A 22617-nucleotide genomic window follows, 5' to 3' on the forward strand; every position below is an offset into this window, starting at 1 on the left:
TACGCTCAGGCCATGGCACGCCGCGCTCCGCTGAAGAAGGCCGTCACCCTCACCGACCCCAAGGCGATCCGCGCCCTGGCGCACCCGGCGCGGCAGAAGGTGATCGACGAGCTCTACGGCGGCTCGGTCCTCACCGCAACCGAGGCCGCCCGGCTGTGCGGGCTCACCCCGTCGGCGATGAGCTACCACCTGCGCGCCCTGGAGAAGTGGGGCATCGTCGCGCGCGACGAGGGCGGCGACGACGCGCGCGAGCGCCCGTGGCGCGCGGCCGCCCAGGACCTGCGCATCCACCAGTCGGCGCGCGGAGGCTCCTCCGCCGTGGCGACCAAGGCCTTCACCGCGGCGTTCATGGCGCCCCTGCTGGAGGAGATCGAGGCCTGGGCCGCCAGCGACCGGCGCGGCGCCTCCGACGGCACGTCGATGTCCCGCGGCCGGGTGTGGCTGACCGTGGACGAGGCCAGGTCGCTGGGCCGCGAGCTCGAGGAGCTGTTGCAGCGCTACGAGGGACGCACGGCCGAGGACCGCCCCGAGGACGCCGTGCCGTTCAGCAGCGTCTTCTTCCTCATGCGCCGCCCGGACGGCGCCTCGGCCGGCTGATCAGGCGAAGCCGGGGGCGGTCCGCTGCCAGGGGGCGAGCGCCTCGAGCTGGGCCGCGACGCCGATCAGCCGGGACTCCCCGCCCGGTGCGGCCACCAGCTGGACCGCCAGCGGCAGCCGGCTCGTGTGCCCGCCGACCGGGACCGTCATCGCCGGGAAGCCGGCCAGGTTCCACGGCCCCTCGAACGGGCCGAACCGGGTCGAGGTCAGCACGTTGGGCAGCCACCCCCGCTCGTGCCAGCGCGCGGCGGGGGGCGGCGACGCGGCCAGCGCCGGGGTGACCAGCACGTCGTACCGCTCGAAGAACGGGGCGATCGCGGCCTGCCACCGCTCGCGCGCGTCGTCCTTGACCAGGCCGCGGGCCAGCAGGGTGCGGCCGATGGCCGCGTGCCGCCGGGTGCGCGCCTCGAGCCGCTCGGGGTCCAGGCCCTCGGCCTCCTGCGCGACGCCCGCGAACCAGCGGGCGGTCATCTCGTTCATCGAGCCGGGCCGGTAGGTCGGGTTGCTGGCCTCCACCCGGTGCCCGGCACGGGTCAGCAGCTCCCCCGCCCGCTCGGCCGTGCGCCGCCACTCCGGCCGGACCGGGACCCCCGGCAGCGGGCTGCGGGAGGAGACGGCGATGCGCAGGATGCCCGCGGCCGTGGTGACCCGGGCCAGCGCGGGCCGGGCGGCGAGCACCGACAGCAGCAGCGCCGCGTCGGCGACGGTGGTGGCCAGCGGGCCGTGGGTGGACATGCCCAGCCACTCCTGGTGCGGCTCGGGCACGACGCCGGCCCCGGGCTTGATGCCGACCAGCCCGCAGCAGGCCGCCGGGATGCGCACCGACCCCATGCCGTCGGTGCCATGAGCGAGCGGCACCAGGCCGGCGGCGACGGCGGCCGCGCTGCCCCCCGAGGAGCCGCCGGGGGTGCGGGTGAGGTCCCACGGGTTGCGGGCGGTGCCCTCGGGGGTGTCGGTCATCGGCCAGATGCACAGCTCGGGGACCCGGGTCAGCCCGACGATGACCGCCCCAGCGGCGCGCAGCCGCTGCACGACGACGTGGTCCTCGGTGGCCGGCGCCCGGTCCGTGGCGTGCGAGCCGTGCTCGAGCCGTTCACCGTGCACGGCCACGTTGTCCTTGACCGCGACCGGCACGCCGACGAGCGGCAGGCCCTCGAACACCCCGCGACCGGCCAGCACGGCGGCCTCGCGGCGGGCCTCCCGGGTGCGGATCCGCCGGAACGCGCCGATGCGCGGGTCGTGGGTGGTGATCCGCTCGAGCGAGTCCTCGACGGTGAGGCGGGGGTCGAGGTCGCCGGCCCGCACGGCCGCGACGATCCCGGTGGCGGTGCGGGGCTGCGTGGTCACACCCGGGACGCTAGGGCCGCTCCGCCCCTCCCGCCACACGCGAAGGGGTGAGTGCGGCGCGAGGCAGCACCCGGCATACGGACGGGTCGGTCAGTCCTGCGGCGTCTGGGTCGTCGCGGAGGGGGCCGCGGGGGTGCCGCCGTCGCGGCCGGGGAAGCTGACCGACGGCGCGGTGCGCGCGGCGTCCTCGGCCTCGAAGTACTCCTCGCGGGTCACGTGCGCCACGTTGGCCACGATGTTGGAGGGCACCGTCTCGACCCGGGTGTTGAGCTGGCGGACGTTGGCGTTGTAGTAGCGCCGGCCGGCCGCGATGCGGTCCTCGGTGGAGCTCAGCTCCTGCTGCAGGGCCAGGAAGTTCTGGTTGGCCTTGAGGTCGGGGTAGGCCTCGGCGACGGCGATGAGGCGGCCGAGCGCCTGGGTCAGGACGTTCTCGCTCTGGGCCGCCTGGGCCGGGCTCTGGTTGCCGGCCATCGCCGAGGAGCGGGCCGTCATGACGTCCTCGAGGGTGCCGCGCTCGTGGGCGGCGTAGCCCTTGACCGTCTCGACCAGGTTGGGGATCAGGTCGTGCCGGCGCTTGAGCTCGACGTCGATCTGGCGCCAGGCCTCCTGCACGAGGTTGCGCAGCTTGATCAGGCCGTTGTAGGTCATCACGGCCCACAGGAGCAGCAGCACGACGACGACGCCGATGACGATCCAGACGATCATGGGGACTCCCGCGGTTGGTCTTGGGTCCAGCCTAGTCAGCGGCGGGCCACACCGGCGCCGCTCCGCGGGTGGGACGTGCTCAGGCCAGGCCGAGTTCCCCGACGCCGTATGCCGCCCGGTAGGTCAGGCCCTCGGCCTCCACCTTCTCCTGGGCGCCGCTGGCGCGGTCGGCGATGACCGCCACGGCCACCACCTCGGCGCCGGCGTCGCGGCAGGCGGCGACGGCGGTCAGCGGGGAGCCGCCCGTGGTGGAGGTGTCCTCGACGACGACCACGCGGCGGCCGGCGATGGAGGGGCCCTCGATGCGCTGCTGCAGGCCGTGGGCCTTCTCCGCCTTGCGGACCACGAAGGCGTCGAGCCGGCGGCCGGCGGCGGCACTGGCGTGGAGCATCGCGGTGGCGACCGGGTCGGCGCCCATGGTCAGGCCACCCACGGCGTCGACGTCGAGGTCCTTGACCAGGTCGGTCATCACCTGGCCGACCAGCGGGGCGGCCTCGCCGTCGAGGGTGATCCGGCGCAGGTCGACGTAGAAGTCGGCCTCCTTGCCGGAGGAGAGCGTGACGCGGCCGTGGACGATGGCCTTGTCCTTGATCAGCTCGAGCAGGCGGGCGCGGGCGGCAGCGGAGTCGGTCACGGCCTTCACCCTAGTTGGTCGCCCCGCTCAGCGGCCGTGGCGGCGACGGGAGGCGACCCCGCCGCTGGCCCGGCGGACCAGGCCGCGGGGCAGGGTGCGCGTCAGGGCGGCGATCAGCTTGTACTGCGGGCCGGGCACCGAGATGACCTTGCCGGCCTTGACGTCGTCGAGGCAGTCGCGCACCAGGCGGTCCGCCTCCAGCCACATGCCCTTGGGCAGCCGGGACATGTCCAGCGACGCGCGCTCGTGGAACTCGGTGTGGGTGAAGCCGGGGCACAGCGCCGTGACGGTGACCCCGGTGCCGGCCAGCTCGTTGGCCAGCCCCTCGGAGAACGTCGTCACCCACGCCTTGGCGGCCGAGTAGCTGCCCATGGCCACGAAGCCGGCCACCGAGGACACGTTGACGATGGCGCCGCGTCCCCGCTCCCGCATGGCGAGCGCCGCGGCGTGGGAGAGGACCATCACCGCACGGCACAGGACGTCCAGCGCCCGCTCCTCGTCGGCGAGGTCGCCCTGGAGGAAGCTGCGCGAGAGGCCGAAGCCGGCGTTGTTGACGAGCAGGTCCACCGGCCGGCCGGACTCGGACAGGCGGTCGGCGACCTTCTGCACCTGCAGCCGGTCGGACAGGTCGGCGGCGAGGATCTCGACCTTGACGTGGTACTTCGACTCGAGCTCGTCGGAGACGTTCTCCAGCCGGGCCCGGTCACGGGCGACGAGGACGAGGTCGTGGCCCCGCTCGGCGAGCTCACGGCAGAAGGCCAGGCCGATGCCGGCGGTCGCTCCGGTCACGAGTGCGGTGCTCATGCGAGCCAGCCTATGGCCCCCTCCTAAGGTGGACACGTGCGAATCGCTACGTGGAACGTCAACTCCATCCGCTCACGGATCGACCGGGTCGAGGCGTGGCTGCAACGCAGCGACTGCGACGTGCTCGCCCTGCAGGAGACCAAGGCGACCGACGAGCAGTTCCCCTTCGACCGGCTCAGGGACCTCGGCTACGAGGTGGCCCACCACGGGCTCAACCACTGGAACGGCGTGGCGATCCTGTCCCGGGTCGGCCTGACCGACGTCCAGGCCGGGTTCGAGGGCATGCCCGGGTATGGCGACCCGCTGGCTGCCGAGGCCCGCGCCCTGGGGGCCACCTGCGGCGGCGTCCGGATCTGGTCGCTCTACGTCCCCAACGGCCGGTCCCTGGAGGACCCGCACCTGGCCTACAAGCTGGACTGGCTGACCACCCTGCGGGACACCGCCGCCAAGTGGCTGGCCGACGACCCGGCGGCACAGGTCGCCCTCATGGGTGACTGGAACATCGCGCCGCAGGACGAGGACGTCTGGGACATGGAGTTCTTCGCCGACAAGACCCACGTCTCCCCGCCGGAGCGGGCCGCGTTCAACGCCATCGTCGAGGCCGGCTACACCGACGTCGTCCGCCCGCACACCCCCGGGCCCGGCGTCTACACCTACTGGGACTACCAGCAGCTGGCGTTCCCCAAGCGCCGCGGCATGCGCATCGACTTCGTCCTCGGCTCCCCCGCCCTGACCTCCCGGGTCGAGGCCGCCTCGATCGACCGTGAGGAGCGCAAGGGCAAGGGCGCCAGCGACCACGCCCCCGTCATCGTGGACCTGGCTGACCTGTGACCGCACCGACGGCCGGTCACCGGCCGGACTACGACGTCGTCGTCGTCGGCAGCGGCTTCGCCGGCCTCGGCATGGCGATCGCCCTGAAGCGACAGGGGAACCACGACTTCGTCGTCATCGAGAAGGCCGACCAGCTCGGCGGGACATGGCGGGACAACACCTATCCCGGCTGCGCCTGCGACGTCCCGTCCCACCTGTACTCTTACTCCTTCGAGCCCAAGCCGGACTGGTCCCGCGCCTACGCCACCGCCCCGGAGATCCTCGACTACCTGCGGCACTGCTCCCGCACCTACGGCATCGACGCGCACCTGCGCCTCGGCACGAGACTGGACGCCGCGCGATACGAGGAGGAGTCCGGGACCTGGCGGCTCACGGTGCGCAGCCCCACCGGCATCGTCCAGGTGCGCTGCCGCTCCCTGGTCATGGCCGTCGGCGCGCTGCACGAGCCGGCCCGGCCGGACATCGAGGGGCTGGAGGACTTCGCCGGGCCGGTCGTCCACACCGCAGCCTGGGACCCTTCGCTTCCGTTGCAGGGCAAGCGGATCGGGGTGATCGGCACCGGAGCGAGCGCCATCCAGCTCGTGCCCGAGGTGGCGCCGCTCGCCGGCCGGGTGACCGTCTTCCAGCGCACCCCGCCGTGGGTGCTGCCCAAGGAGGACCCCGAGTTCTCCGAGGCCGCCAAGCGCCGGTGGGCCCGCTGGCCCTGGCTGGCCCGGCTCAAGCGGGCCGGCATCTACTGGCAGAACGAGGCCCGCGTGATCGGCTTCGCCAGCCACCCCAAGGCGATGAAGGTCGCCGAGCGCATGGCGCGCAAGCACCTGGGCGCGCAGGTCGCCGACCCCGGGCTGCGGGAGAGCCTCACCCCGGACTACACGATCGGCTGCAAGCGGATCCTGGTCTCCAGCGACTACTACCCCGCCCTCCAGCGGGACGACGTCGACCTCGAGACCACGTCCATCGCGCGGGTCGCGGCCGACGCGGTCGAGCTCACCGACGGCCGGCGGGTCGCGGTCGACGCCCTCGTCCTCGGCACCGGCTTCGAGGTGATCGGCACCTACCAGCACCTCGCCGTCACCGGGGTCGGCGGCCGCGACCTGGGGCAGGAGTGGGCCAAGGCGCCGGAGGCCTACCTGGGCACCGCCGTGGCGGGCTTCCCCAACCTGTTCACCCTCGTCGGCCCCAACACCGGGCTCGGGCACACCTCGATGCTCATCATGATCGAGGCGCAGGTCCGGCTGGTGCTCAAGGCGATGGCCGAGCGGGACCGGCGCGGGGCCCGCTCGATCGAGGTCGAGCCCGTCGCGCAGGAGGCGTTCAACCAGGCGGTGCAGGAGCGCAGCGCCTCCGGGGTGTGGCTCACCGGCTGCCGGAGCTGGTACCTCGACAGCTCGGGGGTGAACCGCGCGCTGTGGCCGTGGTCGACCGTGCGGTTCCGCCGCCGGACGGCACGGCTCAGGGCCGAGCACTACCGTTTCGGCGCATGAAGCAGCGCGTCGTCCTCATCACCGGCGGAGCCAGCGGGATCGGCGCCGCGCTTGCCGACGCCCACCGCCGCGTGGGCGACACGGTGGTCGTCGCCGACGTCCGGCCGAAGGAGCCCGAGCACGTCCAGCTCGACGTCACCGACCGGCAGGCGTTCGCCCGCGTCGCCCGGGCCGTGGCGGCCGAGCACGGCCGGATCGACGTCCTCTACAACAACGCCGGCGTCGGCATCGGCGGCCTCGTGGAGGAGCTGACGCCCGAGCACTGGGACCGCACGATCGACGTCAACCTGCGCGGGGTCGTCCACGGCATCGAGGCCGTCTACCCGATCATGCGGGCACAGCGCAGCGGTCACATCGTCAACACCGGCTCCCTGGCGGGCCTGCTCCCGGCGCCGGTGATGGCGCCCTACACCGCCACCAAGCACGCCGTCGTGGCGTTGTCCCAGGCACTGCGGCTGGAAGCTCGCGGACACGGCATACGGGTGAGCGTGCTGTGCCCCGGCTTCGTCGACACCCCGCTCCTGCGGGAGGTCAACCGGGACGTCCCCGAGACCGGGGTCAACACGGCCAGCAAGACCCTGGTCGAGCGGCTCCAGCCGCACCTGCTCTCACCGGAGGCGCTGGCGCAGACCGTGCTGGAGGCGCTGCCGAAGAACCCCGCCGTCATCATCGCTCCGCGCGAGGCCAAGGTGGCCGCCTGGGCGCAGCGCCTCGTGCCGGGGCTGGTGCGGCTGACCACGGCACGCGAGGTCCGGCGCTACCGCCGGGCCACCCGCTCCGCCCGCTGAGGAGCGGGACCGGGCGTCACGGCGCGGTGAAGATCGCCGCGAAGAACGCCATGAGGATGAACAGCGCGAGCAACGCGAGCAGTCCGGCCAACGACCCCAGTGCCAGCTTCTCCATGGCTCCTCCTCTGCCGAGCCGACCCTCCTGCTTCCGGGATACGCCCGGCCCGCGGCGCCGACCACGGCCGAAGGGCCCGGGCCGTCGCGCCAGGCAGCTGGGCTAGAGTCGCCGCCGACGCGGGGTGCCGGTCACGGCTGAGAACACACCCGTTGAACCTGATCTAGCTCGCACTAGCGAAGGGACGTCACCGTCATGGTCACGACCACGCCCACCTCCACCTCGCCCGTCACCGCCGCCGAGGTGGCCGGGGCCCTCGACGCCCTGCGGGAGGGCTCGCCGCTCGTCCAGTGCCTCACCAACATCGTCGTCGCGCAGTGGACGGCCAACCTGCTGCTCGCCGCAGGGGCCGCCCCCGCCATGGTCGACAACCCCGAGGAGGCCGGCGCCTTCGCCGGGGTCGCGAGCGGGGTGCTGGTCAACGTCGGGACGCCCTACGGCGAGACCGCCGCGGCGATGGAGCGCGCCGTCGAGGCGGCCGGCGCGGCCGGCACGCCCTGGGTCCTGGACCCGGTCGCGGCCGGTCCCCTGCTCGGGTGGCGCACCGGTATCGCGCTCCGCCTGCTCGACCTCGCGGCTCCCCGGGTCATCCGCGGCAACGCCTCGGAGGTCATGGCCCTCGCCGGCGGCGCCGGGGGCAAGGGCGTGGACTCCCTCGACACCCCGGAGGCGGCGCTCGACGCGGCTCGGGCGCTGGCCGGTCAGCACGGCTGCGTCGTCGCCGTGAGCGGGCCGGTCGACCACCTCACCGACGGCACCCGGCTGGTGACCGTGGCCAACGGGCACGAGTGGCTGACCCGGGTCACCGGCGTCGGCTGCGCGCTCGGGGCGCTCATGGCGGGCTTCGCCGGCGTCGTCGATGACCCGCTGCTGGCGGCGACGGCCGCGACGGCGACGCTGACGGTGGCCGCGGACGCCGCGGCGGCCCGCACCGACGGTCCGGGCTCGTTCGCCGTGGCGCTGCTGGACGAGCTCGCCGCGCTGACCCCCGAGACCCTCGCGGCCCGGGTCCGGCTGGGCTGATGACGCGCCCCGCCCCCGACCTCGCGCTCTACCTCGTCACCGACACGCGGCTGTGCGGCCGCGCCGGCGTGCCGGCGACGGTGGCCGCCGCGGTGTCGGCCGGGGTCGGCGTCGTGCAGCTGCGGGACCCGCACGCCACCGACGCCGAGCTGGTGGCCCTGGGCCGGGCGGTCGTGGCGGCCCTGGACGGCACCGGCGTGCCGCTGCTGGTCAACGACCGGGTCCACCTCGTGGGGCCGATCGGCGCGCACGGCGCCCACGTGGGTCAGGGCGACGTCGACCCCCGGGAGGCGCGGGCGCTGCTGGGCCACACGGCATACCTGGGCCTGTCCGTGCAGACGACCGCGCACGTGGAGGCGGCCCGGGCGCTGGGGCCGGACGTCGTGGACTACCTGGGCGTGGGACCGGTCTTCGCGCAGAGGACCAAGCCGGATGCGGCCGCCCCGGGCGGGCTCGTGGTGCTCGCGGACGTCGTGGCCGCCAGCCCCTGGCCCTGCGTGGCGATCGGCGGCATCGGCCCCGAGGAGGCGCCGCAGGTCCGGGCGACCGGGGCGGCCGGCGTGGCGGTGGTGAGCGCGATCTGCGGCCAGCCCGACGTGCCCGCCGCGACCCGCCGCCTGGCCACGGCGTGGGCCGGGGCGCAGGTGCGGGCATGACCCGGCCGCCCGTCGCGCTCACGATCGCCGGCAGCGACCCCTCGGGCGGCGCCGGCGTGCAGGCCGACCTGAAGACGTTCTCCGCGCTCGGGGCCTACGGCACCTCGGTGCTGACTGCCCTGACCGCGCAGAGCACGCGCGGGGTGAGCGGGGTGCACCTGGTGCCGACCGGGTTCGTCACCGAGCAGCTGGAGACGCTCGTCGCGGACGTGCGGGTCGACGCGGTGAAGATCGGCATGCTGGGCACGGCCGAGCTGGCCGGCGCCGTCGCGACGTTCCTGCGCGCCCACCCGTGCGAGGTCGTCGTCCTGGACCCGGTCATGGTGGCCACGAGCGGCGACCGGCTGCTGGCCGACGACGCGGTCGCGGCGCTGCGGGACCTGCTCCCGCTGGCGTCCGTGGTCACGCCCAACCTGCCGGAGGCCGCCGCGCTGCTCGGCGTCCCGCAGGCCCGGGACGACGACACGATGCTCGAGCAGGCGCACGCGCTGGTGGCCCTCGGGGCACAGCGGGTGCTCCTCAAGGGCGGCCACCGCGCGCCTTCGGCCGGCCGTGACCGCGGTCCCGGCACCGCCGGCGACGTCCTCGTCGGCCCCGAGGGCGTGCACTGGCTGCACGAGCCGTGGGTGGACACCGAGAACACCCACGGCACCGGCTGCTCGCTGTCCTCGGCCCTGGCGGCGCTGCGCCCGCAGCGGGACTCGTGGCCCACCGCGGCGCGGGACGCGAAGGCCTGGCTCACCGCGGCCCTGACCGCCGCCGACGAGCTCGAGGTCGGGCACGGCCACGGGCCCGTGCACCACTTCCACGCCACCTGGCCCCGCTGACCGGGCTAGGGCCCGTCGCCTGAGCCGCTCCGCCCCACGGGGCGGGACCTCCGGTCCTGTCGCCCGCGCCGTGTCCGGGCACAGCATCGGGCGTCGGGGCATGACGTCCCCGCAACCGGTCATGAGAGGTGGGGACGATGAAGCTGGACGAGCTGATGAGCCAGGCGCGTGACGCGATCACCGTCAAGCGGGTGTTCGCCGAGCCCTACGAGCAGGACGGCGTCACCTTCATCGCCGCGGCCACGGTCGCCGGAGGCGGAGGCGGCGGGGGTGGCCACGACAAGGAGGGCCAGGAGGGTGAGGGCGGCGGGTTCGGGATCCAGGGCCGCCCGTCCGGGGCCTACGTCATCCGGGACGGCGAGGTCTCGTGGCGCCCGGCCATCGACGTCAACCGCATCGCGCCGATCCTCGGTGCCGTGCTCATCGCCTGGCTGGTCACGCGCTCGCGCACCAAGCGCACCCGCATGCAGACCTTCGAGCACATGGCCGAGCAGCACCACAAGGCCGACCGCCGCAAAGCCGCTCGCCAGCGCCGGGCCGCCCATCAGGTCGGCGCCCACCACGGCAAGGCCGCCTGACACCTCGGCGCAGCACGCCTGAAACCCCCTGTCCCGGACCTGGTGCCGGGCGGCCGGGTCGTGGGCTCAGAGGCCCACCGTGACGCCCTCCAGCCTGGGTTGGCGACGGGACTCGGGCCGTCTGCCGAGCCCGAGCGCGGCGAGCGCTGCCGCGCTGGCGGCCATCCCGCCACCGAGGAGCACGGACTGCACCTGCACCACCCCCGCCGCGGCGATGGCGTGCGTGTCGGTCGGGTCCGGCAGCGCCGCCACGGCCTGGGAGAACCGGTGCAGCCCGACGGCGGTCAGCAGCGCCAGGCCGAGGACCATCCCGCTCATCCGGGCGACGACGACGAGCGCGCTGGCGACCCCGGCGTCGGTGACCGGGGCGTCGGCGAGGGTGGCCGCGTTGACCGGGGCGATCGCCAGCCCGAGGCCCAGGCCGGCCGCGACCAGCGCGAGGGTGGACCCGGCGGTGGCCAGGTCGCCCGGCTGCCAGCGGGACATCACGGCCAGGGCCCCGGCCGCCAACGCCAGCCCGGGCGCGGCGACGACGGCGCTGCCGGCGTGCCGCAGCAGGCGTCCGCCGAGCACCGCGCCCACCGGGACGGCCACGAGGAAGCGGACCAGCACCAGCGCGGCGCCGGTCTGGCTGCGGTGGCCGAGGCGGGCCAGCACCGGCACGTCGACCACGACCGCGACGAGGGCCGCCCCGACCAGCAGGCTGACGACGAGCGCGAGCAGCACCCGACCGCGCAGCACGCCCCGGGCGATGAGCGGCACCTGGGCCCGGCGGTGCCGCCAGGCGTAGCCCGCGAGCGCCAGCGCCCCCACCGGCAGCAGGGCCCAGCCCCATGGCCCGAGCACCTCCCGGGTCGGGTCCGCCGAGGCGAAGGTCAGCACCACCGACCCGAGCGCCACGGCCAGGCAGACCGCCCCGGGCACGTCGGCCCGGCGCAGCGCCCCTACCCAGCTGCGTGCGGTGACTGCGGCCAGGACCAGCAGCACCACCAGGGTGGCGACGCCGACCGGCGTCGCGAGGCGGGACGAGCCGGTGAAGGGGACGAACGGGACACCGGTGGTCACCCCGGTGGCCAGGGACTGCGGGGCAGTCAGGGTGAGCAGGGCCAGCGCCGTGGCGAGGGCCGCGAGCGCGAGCGTCAGGGCACGTGGTCGCGGCACCGGGCGTGGGCCGAGGGCGACCAGCCCGGCACTGAGGACCAGCCCGGCGACGACGTTGAGCCAGAAGATGGCGCGCCAGTCGGCGACGGCGAGCACCGCGGCGCCGAGCAGCGGACCGAGCACGCTGCCCAGCTCCTGGACGGCGCCGACCACCCCCAGCGGGGTGCCGCGGCGCCCGACCGGCCACAGGTCGGCCACCAGCGCCAGCGTCGCGGGCACCAGGCCTCCCCCACCGACGCCCTGGAGCACCCGCCCGGCGACCATGACCGGCAGCTCCACGGCGGTGGCCGTCACGACCGAGCCGACGACGAACAGCGCGAGGCAGCCGAGCAGGATGCGCTGGCGCGGCAGCAGGTCGGCCAGACGGCCGACCAGCGGGAGCACCGCGATGTAGCCCAGCAGGAACCCGGAAAGGATCGGGGTCGCCCGTTGCAGGGCGTCCAGCCCCAGCCCGACGCCGGCCATCATGTCCGGCAGGGCCACCACGACGACGTAGGTGTCGGCCGCGGCGAGCGCGACCGCGCTCGAGGCCAGCGCCAGCAGCGCCCTAGGGCCGGGAGATCTCAACGGCCTTGCCATAGCGGTCGAGGGTCAGCGTGTAGGTCGAGCGCGCGCCCGGGAAGAACGGGCCGGTGAGGGTGATGGTGCGCAGCTGGCCGCCGGGGTCGGTGATGCCGTATGCCGCGTCGAAGGTGCCGCTGCGGTCCCCGGTGCCGAGCAGGTCGACGACGGTCGCCCCCGGCACGGTGCCGGTGATGGTCTGCACGACCTCGGCGCCGTTGCGCTTCTTGTCCCGCAGCTTCGGGTCCTTCGTGGCGGTGAGCAGCGTGGACAGCCCCTTGTCCGCGGAGAAGAGCGTGGCCGGGTCGGGGGCGTTGTACTGCTTGGGGTCCACCGGGGCGAACGTCGTCGTGAACGGCAGCTTCAGGTAGAGCTGGCCACCGGTGGCGACGACGTCGACGCGGACCTGGATGCCGGACATGCGGGCGTCGAGGCTGCCCTTGAAGGCCGGCGCGTGGGTACCCGTGCCCTCGGCGCCGAGCACGCCGCCTGACGTGGCCGGGATGCCGCTGGAGCGCAGGGTCAGGTGCACCGACCCGGCGGCGTCGACCTTCTGCTTCGCCGCGGCGAGGCGCTGGGACGGCGAGAGCTTAGCCGCGGAGTCGGAGCTGCCGCTGCACCCGGCGAGCGCGAGGCCCACGGCGAGGGCGGCGGCCAGGGTCCGGGCGTGCAGTCGCATGCGCCGACGCTACCCCGGCCTGCTGGCGGCGACCGCCGCCGGGGACGCGTGGGGCGGTGCGGGTGGGCACCCGCACCGCCCCACGGCATACCGGGGTCTGCTGCGCGTCAGCGCAGGGTGAGCCCGTCCTGCTCCGTGTGCCGGTCGACGACGACCGTCTGGCCGTCGCGGACCTCGCCGGCAAGCAACGCCCTGGCCAGCTGGTCGCCGATCTGGGTCTGGACCAGGCGGCGCAGCGGGCGGGCACCGTAGGCGGGGTCGTAGCCGGTCATCGCCAGCCACTCCCTGGCCGCGTCGGTGACCTCCAGGGTGATCCGGCGGTCGGTCAGGCGGCGGCTGAGGGCCGCGACCTGCAGGTCGACGATCCGGCTGAGCTCCTCGGTCGAGAGCGGGTCGAAGACGACGACCTCGTCGAGCCGGTTGAGGAACTCGGGCTTGAACGAGGTGCGCACCGCGCTCATGACGGCCTCGTGCTTGACGTCCTGCGGCAGCGTCGGGTCGATGAGGAACTGCGAGCCGAGGTTGGAGGTCATCACGAGGATGACGTTGCGGAAGTCGACCGTGCGGCCCTGGCCGTCGGTGAGCCGGCCGTCGTCGAGGACCTGCAGCAGGATGTCGAAGGTCTCCGGGTGGGCCTTCTCCACCTCGTCGAGCAGGACGACGGAGTAGGGCCGGCGGCGGACGGCCTCGGTGAGCTGGCCGCCCTCCTCGTAGCCGACGTAGCCGGGCGGGGCGCCGATGAGGCGGGCGACCGAGTGGCGCTCGGAGTACTCGCTCATGTCGATGCGGACCATGGCCCGCTCGTCGTCGAAGAGGAAGTCGGCCAGGGACTTGGCCAGCTCGGTCTTGCCGACGCCGGTCGGGCCGAGGAAGAGGAACGAACCGGTCGGCCGGTCGGGGTCGGAGATGCCGGCGCGGCTGCGGCGGACGGCGTCGCTGACGGCGCGCACGGCCGTGCCCTGGCCGATCAGCCGGCGGCCGAGGAACTCCTCCATGCGCAGCAGCTTCTCGGTCTCGCCCTCGAGCAGCCGGCCGGCGGGGATGCCGGTCCAGGCGCTGATGACGTCGGCGATGTCGTCGGGGCCGACCTCCTCCTTGACCATGGGCGCCTCGCCACCGGCGGTGGAGGAGGTCGCCTCGGCGGCCTGGGCCTGGGCGAGCTCGCGCTCCAGCGGGGGGATCTCGCCGTAGAGGATCTTCGAGGCGGCCGCGAGGTCGCCGTCGCGCTGGAGCCGCTCCACCTGGGTGCGCAGGTCGTCGAGCTGGGCCATGAGGTCACCGACCCGGTTCAGGCCGGCCTTCTCCTGCTCCCAGCGCGCGGTCAGCGCGGCGAGCTGCTCGGAGCGGTCCGCGAGGTCCTGGCGCAGCTTGGCCAGGCGCTCCTGGCTGGCCTCGTCGGTCTCGCGCTCGAGGGCGAGCTCCTCCATCTTGAGCCGGTCGACGGCCCGGCGGAGCTCGTCGACCTCGACCGGCGAGGAGTCGATCTCCATCCGCAGCCGGGAGGCGGCCTCGTCGATGAGGTCGATGGCCTTGTCCGGCAGCTGGCGGCCGGTGATGTAGCGGTTGGACAGGGTCGCGGCGGCGACGAGCGCGCTGTCGGCGATGGCCACCTTGTGGTGGGCGGTGTAGCGCTCCTTGAGCCCGCGCAGGATGGCGATGGTGTCCTCGACGCTGGGCTCGCCCACGAAGACCTGCTGGAACCGGCGTTCCAGGGCGGGGTCCTTCTCGATGTGCTCGCGGTACTCGTCCAGCGTCGTCGCGCCGACCATGCGCAGCTCGCCGCGGGCCAGCAGCGGCTTGAGCATGTTGCCGGCGTCCATGGCGCCCTCGCCGGTCGCACCGGCGCCGACGACGGTGTGCAGCTCGTCGATGAAGGTGATGACCTGCCCGCCGGAGGAGCGGATCTCCTCCAGGACGGCCTTGAGCCGCTCCTCGAACTCGCCGCGGTACTTCGCGCCGGCGACCATCGCGGCCAGGTCGAGGGCGACGAGGCGCTTGCCCTTCAGCGACTCCGGCACGTCGCCGGCCACGACGCGCTGGGCCAGGCCCTCGACGACGGCGGTCTTGCCGACGCCGGGCTCGCCGATGAGGACAGGGTTGTTCTTGGTGCGCCGCGAGAGCACCTGCACGACGCGGCGGATCTCGGCGTCGCGGCCGATCACCGGGTCGAGCTTGCCGTCGCGGGCCGCCTCGGTGAGGTCGGTGCCGTACTTGGCCAGCGCGTCATACGTCGCCTCAGGGTCGGCGGTGGTGATGCGCGCCCCGCCGCGCAGCCTGGGGATCTCGGCGGCGATCGCGTCGGCCGCGAGGCCGAACTCGCCGGTCTGGGCGAGGGCGAGCAGCAGGTGGTCGGTGGAGACGTAGCTGTCGCCCATCGACTCCATCTGCGTGCGGGCCTTCTCGAGGACGGCCAGGCCGGCGCGGGAGAGGGCCGGGGCGCTGACGCTCGAGCCGCTGACCGAGGGCAGCGCGTGCAGGGCCTTGTCGGCGGCGGCGGCCGCCTGCTGCAGCGAGGACCCGGTCGCGTCCAGCAGCGGGCCGGTTGTGGTGTCGGTCTGGCGCGTCAGCGCCTGGAGCAGGTGGGCGGGCTCGACGTGCGGGTGGCCCGCGGCCGCGGCGGCACGGGCCGCGGCGGAGAAGGCCTCCTGGGCCTTGGTGGTGAGCTGCAGATCCATGGTCGGTCGGGCTCCTCGTGGACGGACGGGACGACACCGGTGCAACACCGTGCAAAGTTGAGTGTATTCCGCTCAACTTCAGTTCGCGGGTGGTTCCGGGCGTCCCGGCGTCAGGAGCCGATCGGCCGGGGCCAGCTGGTGCTGGTGGACGAGGAGGACGGGCTGGTCGTCGTGGTGGACGGGCTCGGGTCCGGGGAGGTGGTGGGGCTGGCGCTCGTCGTCGGCGACGCGGAGGAGGTCGGGCTCGCGCTGCTCGTGGGCGACGGCGACGGGGGGTGCGTGGGCGTCGAGGCCCGGGTCGGGGCCGGTCCTGCGGAGGTCCGCGTGGCTGCCGGCGTGGGCGTGGCAGCGGGACCGGCCTGACTCGTCCCGTCGGCAGGGCCGACCCCGGCGGCCGCAGTGGCCTGCCCGGCGTCGGTCGGGGTGACGTCCGGGGTGCCCACCGGGGCGACGGCGGGCTGGATGTGACGCGTCGACGACGGCGCCGACCGGCCGGCCGGGCCCGGGTCGGCCGACGCCTCCAGCTGGGCCCACACCGCCCCCAGCGCCAGTCCGGCGGCCGAGGCCACGCTCAGGCTGATCGCCCAGACCTTGCGGGTCGGCGGGGGCAGCATCGGGGTCTCCTCGTCGTGGGGGGCACCATCAGGTGGGTCCGCGCCCGGAAGCAGCCCCCGGCGCTGGCTCCCGATGACCCGTACCGACCCGCGACCATACCCACATCGGTTACCGAGCGGTAAGTCGAGCCGCCGGACGAGACGCGGCCGGTCACCTGTCACCATCGAGGACGTGCCCTACGTCATGGTCGGCCTCGCCATCGCCTTCGAGGTCTGCGCGACGCTCGCGCTGCGCGGCTCCGAGGGGTTCACCCGCCTGGTCCCCTCGGTCATCGTCGTCGTGGGCTACCTGCTGTCCTTCGGGCTGATGGCCAAGGCGCTCACCTCGCTCAACGTCGGCCCCGTCTACGCGATCTGGTCGGCGCTCGGCACGATCGGCGCCTTCGTCGGTGGCGTCGTGCTCTTCGACGAGCCGGTCCGGCCGGTCACCATCGTCGGTGTCGCCCTCATCGTCATCGGCGTCGTGGTGATGCAGCTCGGCGGCGGGGTCAGCCGCGCCTGAGGGCCGCGATCACCAGCCCTGCGGCTCGGGCGCAACGTTGAGGAACACCAGGCCGAGGCCGGCGAAGAACAGCCCGATCACCACGAAGAGCCCACCGACGACCAGGGCCACCCGCTGCCCCGCCAGCCGCCCGGAGCTGATCATCCCCTCGGTGGGGTCCTGGGGGTTCACCAGGAGGTCGACGTCGGTGCCCACGTGCAGGGCCGCGTCGTTGTTGGAGGCGAAGCGGCTGGTGAAGTGCCGGCGCACCCCCTCCCCGTCGACGTACTCCACCCGCGGCAGGTCCCCCACCCTGCTGGCCTCGAGGCCGACGATCCGGCCGCTGACCGGGACCCAGCGCAGCCGCTGGACCACCGTCCTGGTGACGATGAAGAGCCCGAGCGCGGCGAACAGCAGCCCGAAGGCGAGCAGGCAGCCCCCGACGAGGTGGGGGTCGGCCTCGTGCGACTGCGCCGCCACCGGACCCCTGGCGACCTCGGCTGCGAGCGCGTGCATGGTTGGTCCCCCCGGGCTAGCGTGCGTGTGGTGAGTCGGCGAGCGAGCGTAACCATCGAGGCGGTCGAGGGCGACATCACCACCCAGCCCCTCGACGCGATCGTCAACGCCGCCAACAGCTCCCTGCTCGGCGGTGGCGGGGTCGACGGCGCCATCCACGCCGCGGCGGGCCCCGCGCTGCTCGCGGCGTGCCGGGAGGTGCGCCGCACGGCATACCCCGAAGGCCTCCCGGTGGGTGCCGCGGTCGCGACCCCGGCCGGAGACCTGCCGGCGCGGTGGGTGATCCACACGGTCGGGCCGAACCGCCATGCGGGACAGACCGATCCGGCGCTGCTGGCGTCCTGCTTCACCGCCTCGCTCGCGGAGGCGGCCCGGGTGCGCGCCACCTCGGTGGCCTTCCCCGCGGTCAGCGCAGGAATCTACGGCTGGGACGCCGAGGAGGTCGCCCGTATCGCGGTCGCGGCGGTCCGCGGCGCGGCCCACCACGACGAGCTCGAGCTCGTGCGGTTCGTGCTGTTCGGCGCGCGGACCTACGCCGCGTTCACCCGCGCCCTGGCCTGACGGCGGAGCTTGCGCACGGCCCACACCGGCACCGCCACGACCAGGCCGATGGCCAGCCCGATCGCCATGCCCATCCAGTTGTCCACGACGTCGGTGCCGTCGCAGGCCCGGTTGAGGGAGCGGAAGGCGTACTGCACGGTCTCGATGACGATCGGCAGCACCGCCACCATCAGCGCCACGCGGAGGGCGGCGCGGCGGTGGAAGACGAACACGAGCGCGCCCAACGGGATGAACAGCAGCACGTTGAGCAGCCGCTGGTCGTCCTGGAGCGCGCCCCAGGGGCTCAGGTGCGGCAGCACGGCACAGACCCGCTGACCGTGCCGCTCGATCTGGATCGGCCCGAGGCGCTGCGGGGCGAGGGTGGCCAGGAGGACCATCCCGGTCCACGCGGTGAGGACCGCCGACAGCCACGCCCGCGAGGAGTGGCCGCGGTGCCGGACGACGAGGAAGACCACGAGGGCGAGCAGCAGGGCGACCAGCATGCCCGGCGGGAGGAGGGCAGGGACGCGGTAGCCGAGGATGTGCACCCGCGGATCGTAAGCGACCCGGACAAATCGGGCGGCATCGTCTCGCGCGGGTCAGGCGCCGTGCCCGAACGGGTCGGGGTCGTACCAGCCGTCGTGGGCTGCGGCCAGGGCCTTCAGCCGGAGGGCGGTCGCGCCGGGTTCGGCGTCCGCAGCGTCCCGGACGTAGACCGCCCAGTCGTGGTCCTCGGCGTCGTCCTCGCCGGCCAGCGCCTCGCGCACGACCCGCACCTCGGCGAAGCCCTCCAGCGCCAGGTCGTCGGCGAGCTCCTCGGCCAGCTCGCGGTCGGGCAGGACCAGCAGGTGCTCGCTCACCGCCCCGGCCGCCACACGACCAGGGCCCGCGAGGCGGTGCTGCGGGTGGGCCGCTGCCCGGCCCGGACCGCCACGACCTCACCGGCCGGGCCGACCGCGAAGACCCGCCCGCCCGCGCCCATGGCGTCGCGCAGCGCCTCGAGCTCGCCGGTCAGCTCGCCGACCCGCGCGCGCAGCGCCTCCACCTGGTTCTCCAGCTCGAGGATCCGCTGGATGCCGGCGAGGCTGACGCCCTCCTCCTGGGAGAGCCGCTGCACCTCGCGCAGCACGGCGATGTCGCGGGCGGAGTAGCGCCGCCCGCCACCGCGGGTGCGCGACGGGGAGACGATGCCGAGCCGGTCGTACTGCCGCAGGGTCTGGGCGTGCATCCCGGCGAGCTGGGCCGCGACGGAGATGACGAAGACCGGGGCCTCGTCGTCGGGGGCGAACCCGCCCATGCCCGCGACCATGGCGTCAGTCCCGGCGGGCGCGGTCGAACAGCTCCGCGCGCGGGTCGTGGCCGGACTCCTCCTCGCGCAGCGCCTCCACGGCGGCGTGCGCCTTCTCCGACAGCTTCTGGGGCACGACGACGCTCACCTTCGCGAGCAGGTCGCCGTGGTGGTCCTTGCGCTTGACCCCGCGGCCCTTGACCCGCAGGACCCGCCCGCTCGGGGTGCCGGGCGCGATACGGACCTTGACCTGCTCCCCGGAGAGGGTGGGCACCTGGACCGTCGCGCCGAGGGCGGCCTCGGCGAAGGTGACCGGCAGGTCGACGGTGAGGTTGTCGCCGTCTCGGCCGAAGACCGGGTGCGGGTGGACGTGCACCGTCAGCAGCAGGTCGCCGCTGGGCGCGCCCTGGTCCCCCGGGCTGCCCTTGCCGCGCAGCCGGATCTGCTGGCCGTCCTTGACCCCCGGCGGGATGCGGGTGGTGATCCGGCCGCCGTCGCCGGTGTGCAGGGTGATCGTGTCGCCCTCGACGGCCTGGCGGAAGCTGAGCGTCGTGCGGGCCGTCACGTCGGCCCCGGGGCGCGGGCCGGACGGCGCACCGAAGCGGGAGCCGAAGCCGGGCTGGCCGCGGAAGCCACCGCCCCCGGCGCCCGCGCCGCCGCCGAACATGCCGCCGAGGATGTCCTCGAGGTCGGGCTGGGCCCCGCCGCGGGCCCCGCCGGTGCTGAAGCGCACGTTGCCGCCGCCACCACCGAAGAGGTTGCCGAAGAGGTCCTCGAAGCCCGCGCCCTGGCCGCCGGCGCCCCCGGCGGTGAACCGGGCACCGCCGTGGCTCATCGAGCGGATGGCGTCGTACTGCTTGCGCTCCTCGGGGTCGGAGAGCACGGCGTAGGCCTCGCCGATCTCCTTGAAGCGCTTCTCGGCGGCCTCGTCCCCGGGGTTCTGGTCGGGGTGCAGGGTGCGCGCGAGCTTGCGGTAGGCCTTCTTGATGGCCCCCGCGTCGGCGTCGGCAGGGACGCCGAGGATCGCGTAGAAGTCCTTCTCGAACCAGTCCTGGCTTGCCATCGGCGTCCCTCCCTTCGTCGGTGTGTCTTACTGCGGGTCGGCGACGGCCACGCGCGCGGCGCGCACGACCCGGTCGCCGGAACGGTACCCGGGCTGGAGCACCTGGACGACCGTGGTGACCTCCGTGCCGGGCGCGAGCTCGGCCTGGGTGTGCATCAGGGCCTCGTGCAGGTTCGGGTCGAACGCCTCGCCGGGCTCGCCGAAGCGCTCCACGCCGAACCGGGTCAGCGTCGCCTCGAGCTTGTCGGCGATGGCCGCGAACGGGCCGCCCTCCAGGTCGCCGTGCTGACGCGCGAGGTGGATGTCGTCGAGCACCGGCAGCAACGCCTCGATCACCGAGGCGACGGCCTGCTCACGGACCACGTCGCGGTCGCGGTCGACGCGCCGCTTGTAGTTGACGTACTCGGCCTGCAGGCGCTGCAGGTCCAGCAGCCGCTCGGCGGCCAGCGTCGTGTCGGGGTGCACGGTCTCCTCGGCCTCCTCGACCGGCGGTGCCTCCGAGCCGGCGGGCTCGGTGGCCGCCTCGGCCGTCAGGTCGGCAGCGTCGGCAGCATCGGGGGCTGCGGGCGTGGCGGGCGGGGTGGAGCCCCCGCCCGCGGGGCCGGACTGCTCCGGCCCCGCGGACGTGGTGCTGTCGTGCTCCGACATCACTTCTTGCTCTCGGACTCGTCGTCCACGACCTCGGCGTCGATGACGTCCTCGTCGGCACCGGCGTGGGCGTGCTGGCCGTCGGCCCCGGCACCCTCGCCGGCCCCGGCGGAACCGGCGCCCTCCCCGTCGGCCTGCGCCGCGGCATACATCGCCGTGCCCAGCTTCTGGGACTCCTCGGACAGCTTCGCGGTCTTGGCGGAGATGTCCTCCGGGGTCGCGCCGGAGCCGTCCTTGAGAGCGTCCTTGAGGTCGGTCAGCGCCGCGTCGACGTCGCCACGGCCGTCGGCCGGGATCTTGTCGCCGCTGTCGGCCAGGAACTTCTCGGTGGAGTAGACCAGCTGCTCCGCGGTGTTGCGGGCCTCGGCCTCCTCGCGCCGCTTGTGGTCCTCGGCGGCGTGCGCCTCGGCGTCCTTGACCATGCGCTCGATCTCCTCCTTGGGCAGCGCGCTGCCGCCGGAGATCGTCATCGACTGCTCCTTGCCGGTGCCACGGTCCTTGGCGGAGACGTGCACGATGCCGTTGGCGTCGATGTCGAAGGTGACCTCGATCTGCGGCACGCCGCGCGGGGCGGGGGCGATGCCGGTCAGCTCGAAGGTGCCCAGCGGCTTGTTGTGCTGGGCGATCTCGCGCTCACCCTGGAAGACCTGGATCAGCACGCTCGGCTGGTTGTCGTCGGCGGTGCTGAAGACCTCGGAGCGCTTGGTCGGGATGGCCGTGTTGCGCTCGATGAGCTTGGTCATCAGGCCGCCCTTGGTCTCGATGCCCAGGGACAGCGGGGTGACGTCGATGAGCAGGACGTCCTTGCGCTCGCCCTTGAGGACACCGGCCTGGAGGCTGGCGCCGACGGCGACGACCTCGTCGGGGTTGACGCCCTTGTTGGGCTGCTTGCCGCCGGTGAGCTCGGTGACGACCTGGGAGACGGCCGGCATGCGGGTGGAGCCACCGACGAGGACGACGTGGTCGATCTCGCTGACCTTGATGCCGGCGTCCTTGATGACCTGGTGGAACGGCGCCTTGGTCCGCTCGAGCAGGTCCGCGGTCAGCTTCTCGAACTGGGCGCGGGTCAGCGTCTCGTCGAGGTGGATCGGGCCGTTCTCGGTCATCGAGAGGTACTGCAGGCTGATGTTGGTGCTGCTCGAGGAGGACAGCTCCTTCTTGGCCTGCTCGGCGGCGTCGCGCAGGCGCTGCATGGCGATGCGGTCGTTGGCCAGGTCGACGCCGGTGTTGTTCTTCACCGTGGTCAGCAGGTGCTTGACGATGCGCTCGTCCCAGTCGTCACCACCGAGGTGGTTGTCACCGTTGGTCGCACGGACCTGGATGGTGGAGAAGCCGTCCTCGGGGTCCTTGCCGACCTCCAGGAGGGACACGTCGAAGGTGCCGCCACCGAGGTCGAAGACGAGGATGAGCTCGTCCTCCTTGCCCTTGTCGAGGCCGTAGGCCAGCGCGGCCGCGGTCGGCTCGTTGATGATGCGCAGGACGTTCAGGCCCGCGATCTCGCCGGCCTCCTTGGTGGCCTGGCGCTGGGCGTCGTCGAAGTACGCCGGGACCGTGATGACCGCGTCGGTGACGGGCTCGCCGAGGTAGGACTCGGAGTCGCGCTTGAGCTTCTGCAGCACGCGGGCGCTGATCTCCTGCGCGGTGTACTGCTTGCCGTCGATGTCGGCGGACTTCCAGTCGGTGCCGATGTGGCGCTTGACCGAGCGGATGGTCCGGTCGACGTTGGTGACCGCCTGGCGCTTGGCGATCTCGCCGACGAGCACCTCGCCGTTCTTGGCGAAGGCCACGACGCTCGGGGTGGTCCGGCCGCCCTCGGCGTTCGCGATGATCGTGGGCTCACCGCCCTCGAGGACGGCGACAGCGGAGTTGGTGGTGCCGAGGTCGATGCCGACCGCACGAGCCATGGTGGTTCTCCTCTTCCTGAGGTCCTGGAGGTCCTGCACGCAGGGCGCGGGACCCGCCGGTATGACGGTTGAGTGCCTGACGCTCAATCTGCGAGGTT

General features: G+C 74.0%; 26 protein-coding genes and 1 riboswitch. Of the genes, 12 read left to right on the top strand and 14 right to left on the bottom strand.

From position 1 onward, the window contains the following. The first annotated feature begins 12 nt into the window (after window positions 1-12). Entirely contained in the window at window positions 13-597 is a 585-nt protein-coding gene (locus tag AC3ANM_RS10150) for a winged helix-turn-helix domain-containing protein (protein WP_488284294.1), read from the top strand. On the opposite strand, the gene AC3ANM_RS10155 is transcribed toward AC3ANM_RS10150, so the two are convergent. The 4 genes from AC3ANM_RS10155 to AC3ANM_RS10170 form a co-directional block, all read right to left on the bottom strand. Continuing rightward, window positions 598-1944 (bottom strand): amidase, encoded by a 1347-nt coding sequence (locus AC3ANM_RS10155; protein ID WP_488284295.1) that lies wholly within the window; start codon window positions 1942-1944, stop codon window positions 598-600. It lies immediately after the preceding gene. Window positions 1945-2034: 90 nt separating this feature from the next. After that, entirely contained in the window at window positions 2035-2649 is a 615-nt protein-coding gene (locus AC3ANM_RS10160; RefSeq protein WP_488284296.1) for a LemA family protein, read from the bottom strand. Between the two features lie 79 nt (window positions 2650-2728). Continuing rightward, a complete protein-coding gene (gene pyrE / locus AC3ANM_RS10165) occupies window positions 2729-3283 on the bottom strand; it encodes an orotate phosphoribosyltransferase (RefSeq protein ID WP_488284297.1) in 555 nt (184 codons plus the stop codon). Window positions 3284-3310: 27 nt separating this feature from the next. Beyond that, window positions 3311-4087, bottom strand: coding sequence for an SDR family NAD(P)-dependent oxidoreductase (locus tag AC3ANM_RS10170; protein ID WP_488284298.1), 777 nt, complete (start codon window positions 4085-4087; stop codon window positions 3311-3313). A 36-nt stretch (window positions 4088-4123) separates the two neighbouring features. On the opposite strand from AC3ANM_RS10170, the gene AC3ANM_RS10175 reads away from it, so the two are divergent. From AC3ANM_RS10175 to AC3ANM_RS10205, 7 genes are all read left to right on the top strand, one after another. After that, a complete protein-coding gene (locus AC3ANM_RS10175; protein WP_488284299.1) occupies window positions 4124-4918 on the top strand; it encodes an exodeoxyribonuclease III in 795 nt (264 codons plus the stop codon). Continuing rightward, on the top strand, window positions 4915-6402 hold the full coding sequence (locus AC3ANM_RS10180; RefSeq protein WP_488284300.1) for a flavin-containing monooxygenase: 1488 nt from the start codon (window positions 4915-4917) through the stop codon (window positions 6400-6402). The genes AC3ANM_RS10175 and AC3ANM_RS10180 overlap by 4 nt, the downstream gene beginning before the upstream one ends. Beyond that, window positions 6399-7190: an SDR family NAD(P)-dependent oxidoreductase gene (locus AC3ANM_RS10185; protein ID WP_488284301.1), complete on the top strand. Its 792-nt coding sequence runs from the start codon at window positions 6399-6401 to the stop codon at window positions 7188-7190. The genes AC3ANM_RS10180 and AC3ANM_RS10185 overlap by 4 nt, the downstream gene beginning before the upstream one ends. Before the next feature lie 225 nt (window positions 7191-7415). After that, window positions 7416-7507, top strand: a riboswitch (TPP riboswitch). Further along, window positions 7501-8328, top strand: a complete 828-nt coding sequence (gene thiM / locus AC3ANM_RS10190) for a hydroxyethylthiazole kinase (RefSeq protein WP_488284302.1) — start codon at window positions 7501-7503, stop codon at window positions 8326-8328. It overlaps the preceding riboswitch by 7 nt. Then, complete coding sequence (gene thiE, locus AC3ANM_RS10195) at window positions 8328-8984, top strand: thiamine phosphate synthase (RefSeq protein ID WP_488284303.1); 657 nt, start codon at window positions 8328-8330, stop codon at window positions 8982-8984. The genes thiM and thiE overlap by 1 nt, the downstream gene beginning before the upstream one ends. Continuing rightward, entirely contained in the window at window positions 8981-9811 is an 831-nt protein-coding gene (gene thiD, locus AC3ANM_RS10200) for a bifunctional hydroxymethylpyrimidine kinase/phosphomethylpyrimidine kinase (protein ID WP_488284304.1), read from the top strand. The genes thiE and thiD overlap by 4 nt, the downstream gene beginning before the upstream one ends. A gap of 137 nt (window positions 9812-9948) precedes the next feature. Next, window positions 9949-10389, top strand: coding sequence for a hypothetical protein (locus AC3ANM_RS10205; RefSeq protein WP_488284305.1), 441 nt, complete (start codon window positions 9949-9951; stop codon window positions 10387-10389). Between the two features lie 66 nt (window positions 10390-10455). Here AC3ANM_RS10205 and AC3ANM_RS10210 read toward each other — a convergent pair whose 3' ends face one another. Further along, window positions 10456-12129: an MFS transporter gene (locus AC3ANM_RS10210; protein ID WP_488284306.1), complete on the bottom strand. Its 1674-nt coding sequence runs from the start codon at window positions 12127-12129 to the stop codon at window positions 10456-10458. Beyond that, complete coding sequence (locus AC3ANM_RS10215; protein WP_488284307.1) at window positions 12098-12790, bottom strand: LppX_LprAFG lipoprotein; 693 nt, start codon at window positions 12788-12790, stop codon at window positions 12098-12100. Before AC3ANM_RS10215 ends, AC3ANM_RS10210 begins: the two co-directional genes overlap by 32 nt. Here AC3ANM_RS10215 and AC3ANM_RS10220 point away from each other — a divergent pair. Continuing rightward, complete coding sequence (locus AC3ANM_RS10220; RefSeq protein WP_488284308.1) at window positions 12789-12911, top strand: hypothetical protein; 123 nt, start codon at window positions 12789-12791, stop codon at window positions 12909-12911. The two genes, AC3ANM_RS10215 and AC3ANM_RS10220, sit on opposite strands and share 2 nt — an antisense overlap. Here AC3ANM_RS10220 and clpB read toward each other — a convergent pair. Beyond that, entirely contained in the window at window positions 12898-15465 is a 2568-nt protein-coding gene (gene clpB, locus AC3ANM_RS10225; RefSeq protein ID WP_488284309.1) for an ATP-dependent chaperone ClpB, read from the bottom strand. The two genes, AC3ANM_RS10220 and clpB, sit on opposite strands and share 14 nt — an antisense overlap. A 144-nt stretch (window positions 15466-15609) precedes the next feature. On the opposite strand from clpB, the gene AC3ANM_RS10230 reads away from it, so the two are divergent. Both AC3ANM_RS10230 and AC3ANM_RS10235 read left to right on the top strand, forming a co-directional pair. Next, window positions 15610-15828, top strand: coding sequence for a hypothetical protein (locus tag AC3ANM_RS10230; protein ID WP_488284310.1), 219 nt, complete (start codon window positions 15610-15612; stop codon window positions 15826-15828). Window positions 15829-16251: 423 nt separating this feature from the next. Then, window positions 16252-16581: a DMT family transporter gene (locus AC3ANM_RS10235; protein ID WP_488284311.1), complete on the top strand. Its 330-nt coding sequence runs from the start codon at window positions 16252-16254 to the stop codon at window positions 16579-16581. A gap of 9 nt (window positions 16582-16590) precedes the next feature. Here AC3ANM_RS10235 and AC3ANM_RS10240 read toward each other — a convergent pair whose 3' ends face one another. Continuing rightward, a complete protein-coding gene (locus AC3ANM_RS10240) occupies window positions 16591-17076 on the bottom strand; it encodes a DUF3592 domain-containing protein (RefSeq protein ID WP_488284312.1) in 486 nt (161 codons plus the stop codon). A gap of 30 nt (window positions 17077-17106) precedes the next feature. Here AC3ANM_RS10240 and AC3ANM_RS10245 point away from each other — a divergent pair, with 30 nt between their 5' ends. Continuing rightward, window positions 17107-17637 (top strand): O-acetyl-ADP-ribose deacetylase, encoded by a 531-nt coding sequence (locus tag AC3ANM_RS10245; RefSeq protein WP_488284313.1) that lies wholly within the window; start codon window positions 17107-17109, stop codon window positions 17635-17637. Here AC3ANM_RS10245 and AC3ANM_RS10250 read toward each other — a convergent pair. Genes AC3ANM_RS10250 through dnaK form a run of 6 tightly spaced genes read right to left on the bottom strand, consistent with a single transcriptional unit; the run spans window position 17607 to window position 22519 of the window. After that, window positions 17607-18164 carry a VanZ family protein gene (locus AC3ANM_RS10250; RefSeq protein WP_488284314.1) on the bottom strand — a complete coding sequence of 186 codons (558 nt, stop codon included), beginning with the start codon at window positions 18162-18164 and terminating at the stop codon, window positions 17607-17609. The genes AC3ANM_RS10245 and AC3ANM_RS10250 overlap by 31 nt on opposite strands. Before the next feature lie 51 nt (window positions 18165-18215). Continuing rightward, window positions 18216-18476: a hypothetical protein gene (locus AC3ANM_RS10255; RefSeq protein ID WP_488284315.1), complete on the bottom strand. Its 261-nt coding sequence runs from the start codon at window positions 18474-18476 to the stop codon at window positions 18216-18218. Continuing rightward, the gene (locus AC3ANM_RS10260; RefSeq protein WP_488284316.1) at window positions 18473-18913 is read right to left on the bottom strand and encodes a heat shock protein transcriptional repressor HspR; all 441 of its coding nucleotides are present in this window, start codon (window positions 18911-18913) and stop codon (window positions 18473-18475) included. The genes AC3ANM_RS10255 and AC3ANM_RS10260 overlap by 4 nt, the downstream gene beginning before the upstream one ends. A 16-nt stretch (window positions 18914-18929) precedes the next feature. Further along, window positions 18930-19967, bottom strand: a complete 1038-nt coding sequence (locus tag AC3ANM_RS10265) for a DnaJ C-terminal domain-containing protein (protein WP_488284317.1) — start codon at window positions 19965-19967, stop codon at window positions 18930-18932. 27 nt (window positions 19968-19994) lie between these two features. Beyond that, a complete protein-coding gene (grpE, locus tag AC3ANM_RS10270) occupies window positions 19995-20615 on the bottom strand; it encodes a nucleotide exchange factor GrpE (RefSeq protein ID WP_488284318.1) in 621 nt (206 codons plus the stop codon). Next, window positions 20615-22519: a molecular chaperone DnaK gene (gene dnaK, locus AC3ANM_RS10275; protein WP_488284319.1), complete on the bottom strand. Its 1905-nt coding sequence runs from the start codon at window positions 22517-22519 to the stop codon at window positions 20615-20617. The genes grpE and dnaK overlap by 1 nt, the downstream gene beginning before the upstream one ends. Between the last annotated feature and the right edge of the window lie 98 nt (window positions 22520-22617).

Source organism: Oryzihumus sp. JJN4-3R, from assembly GCF_057747915.1.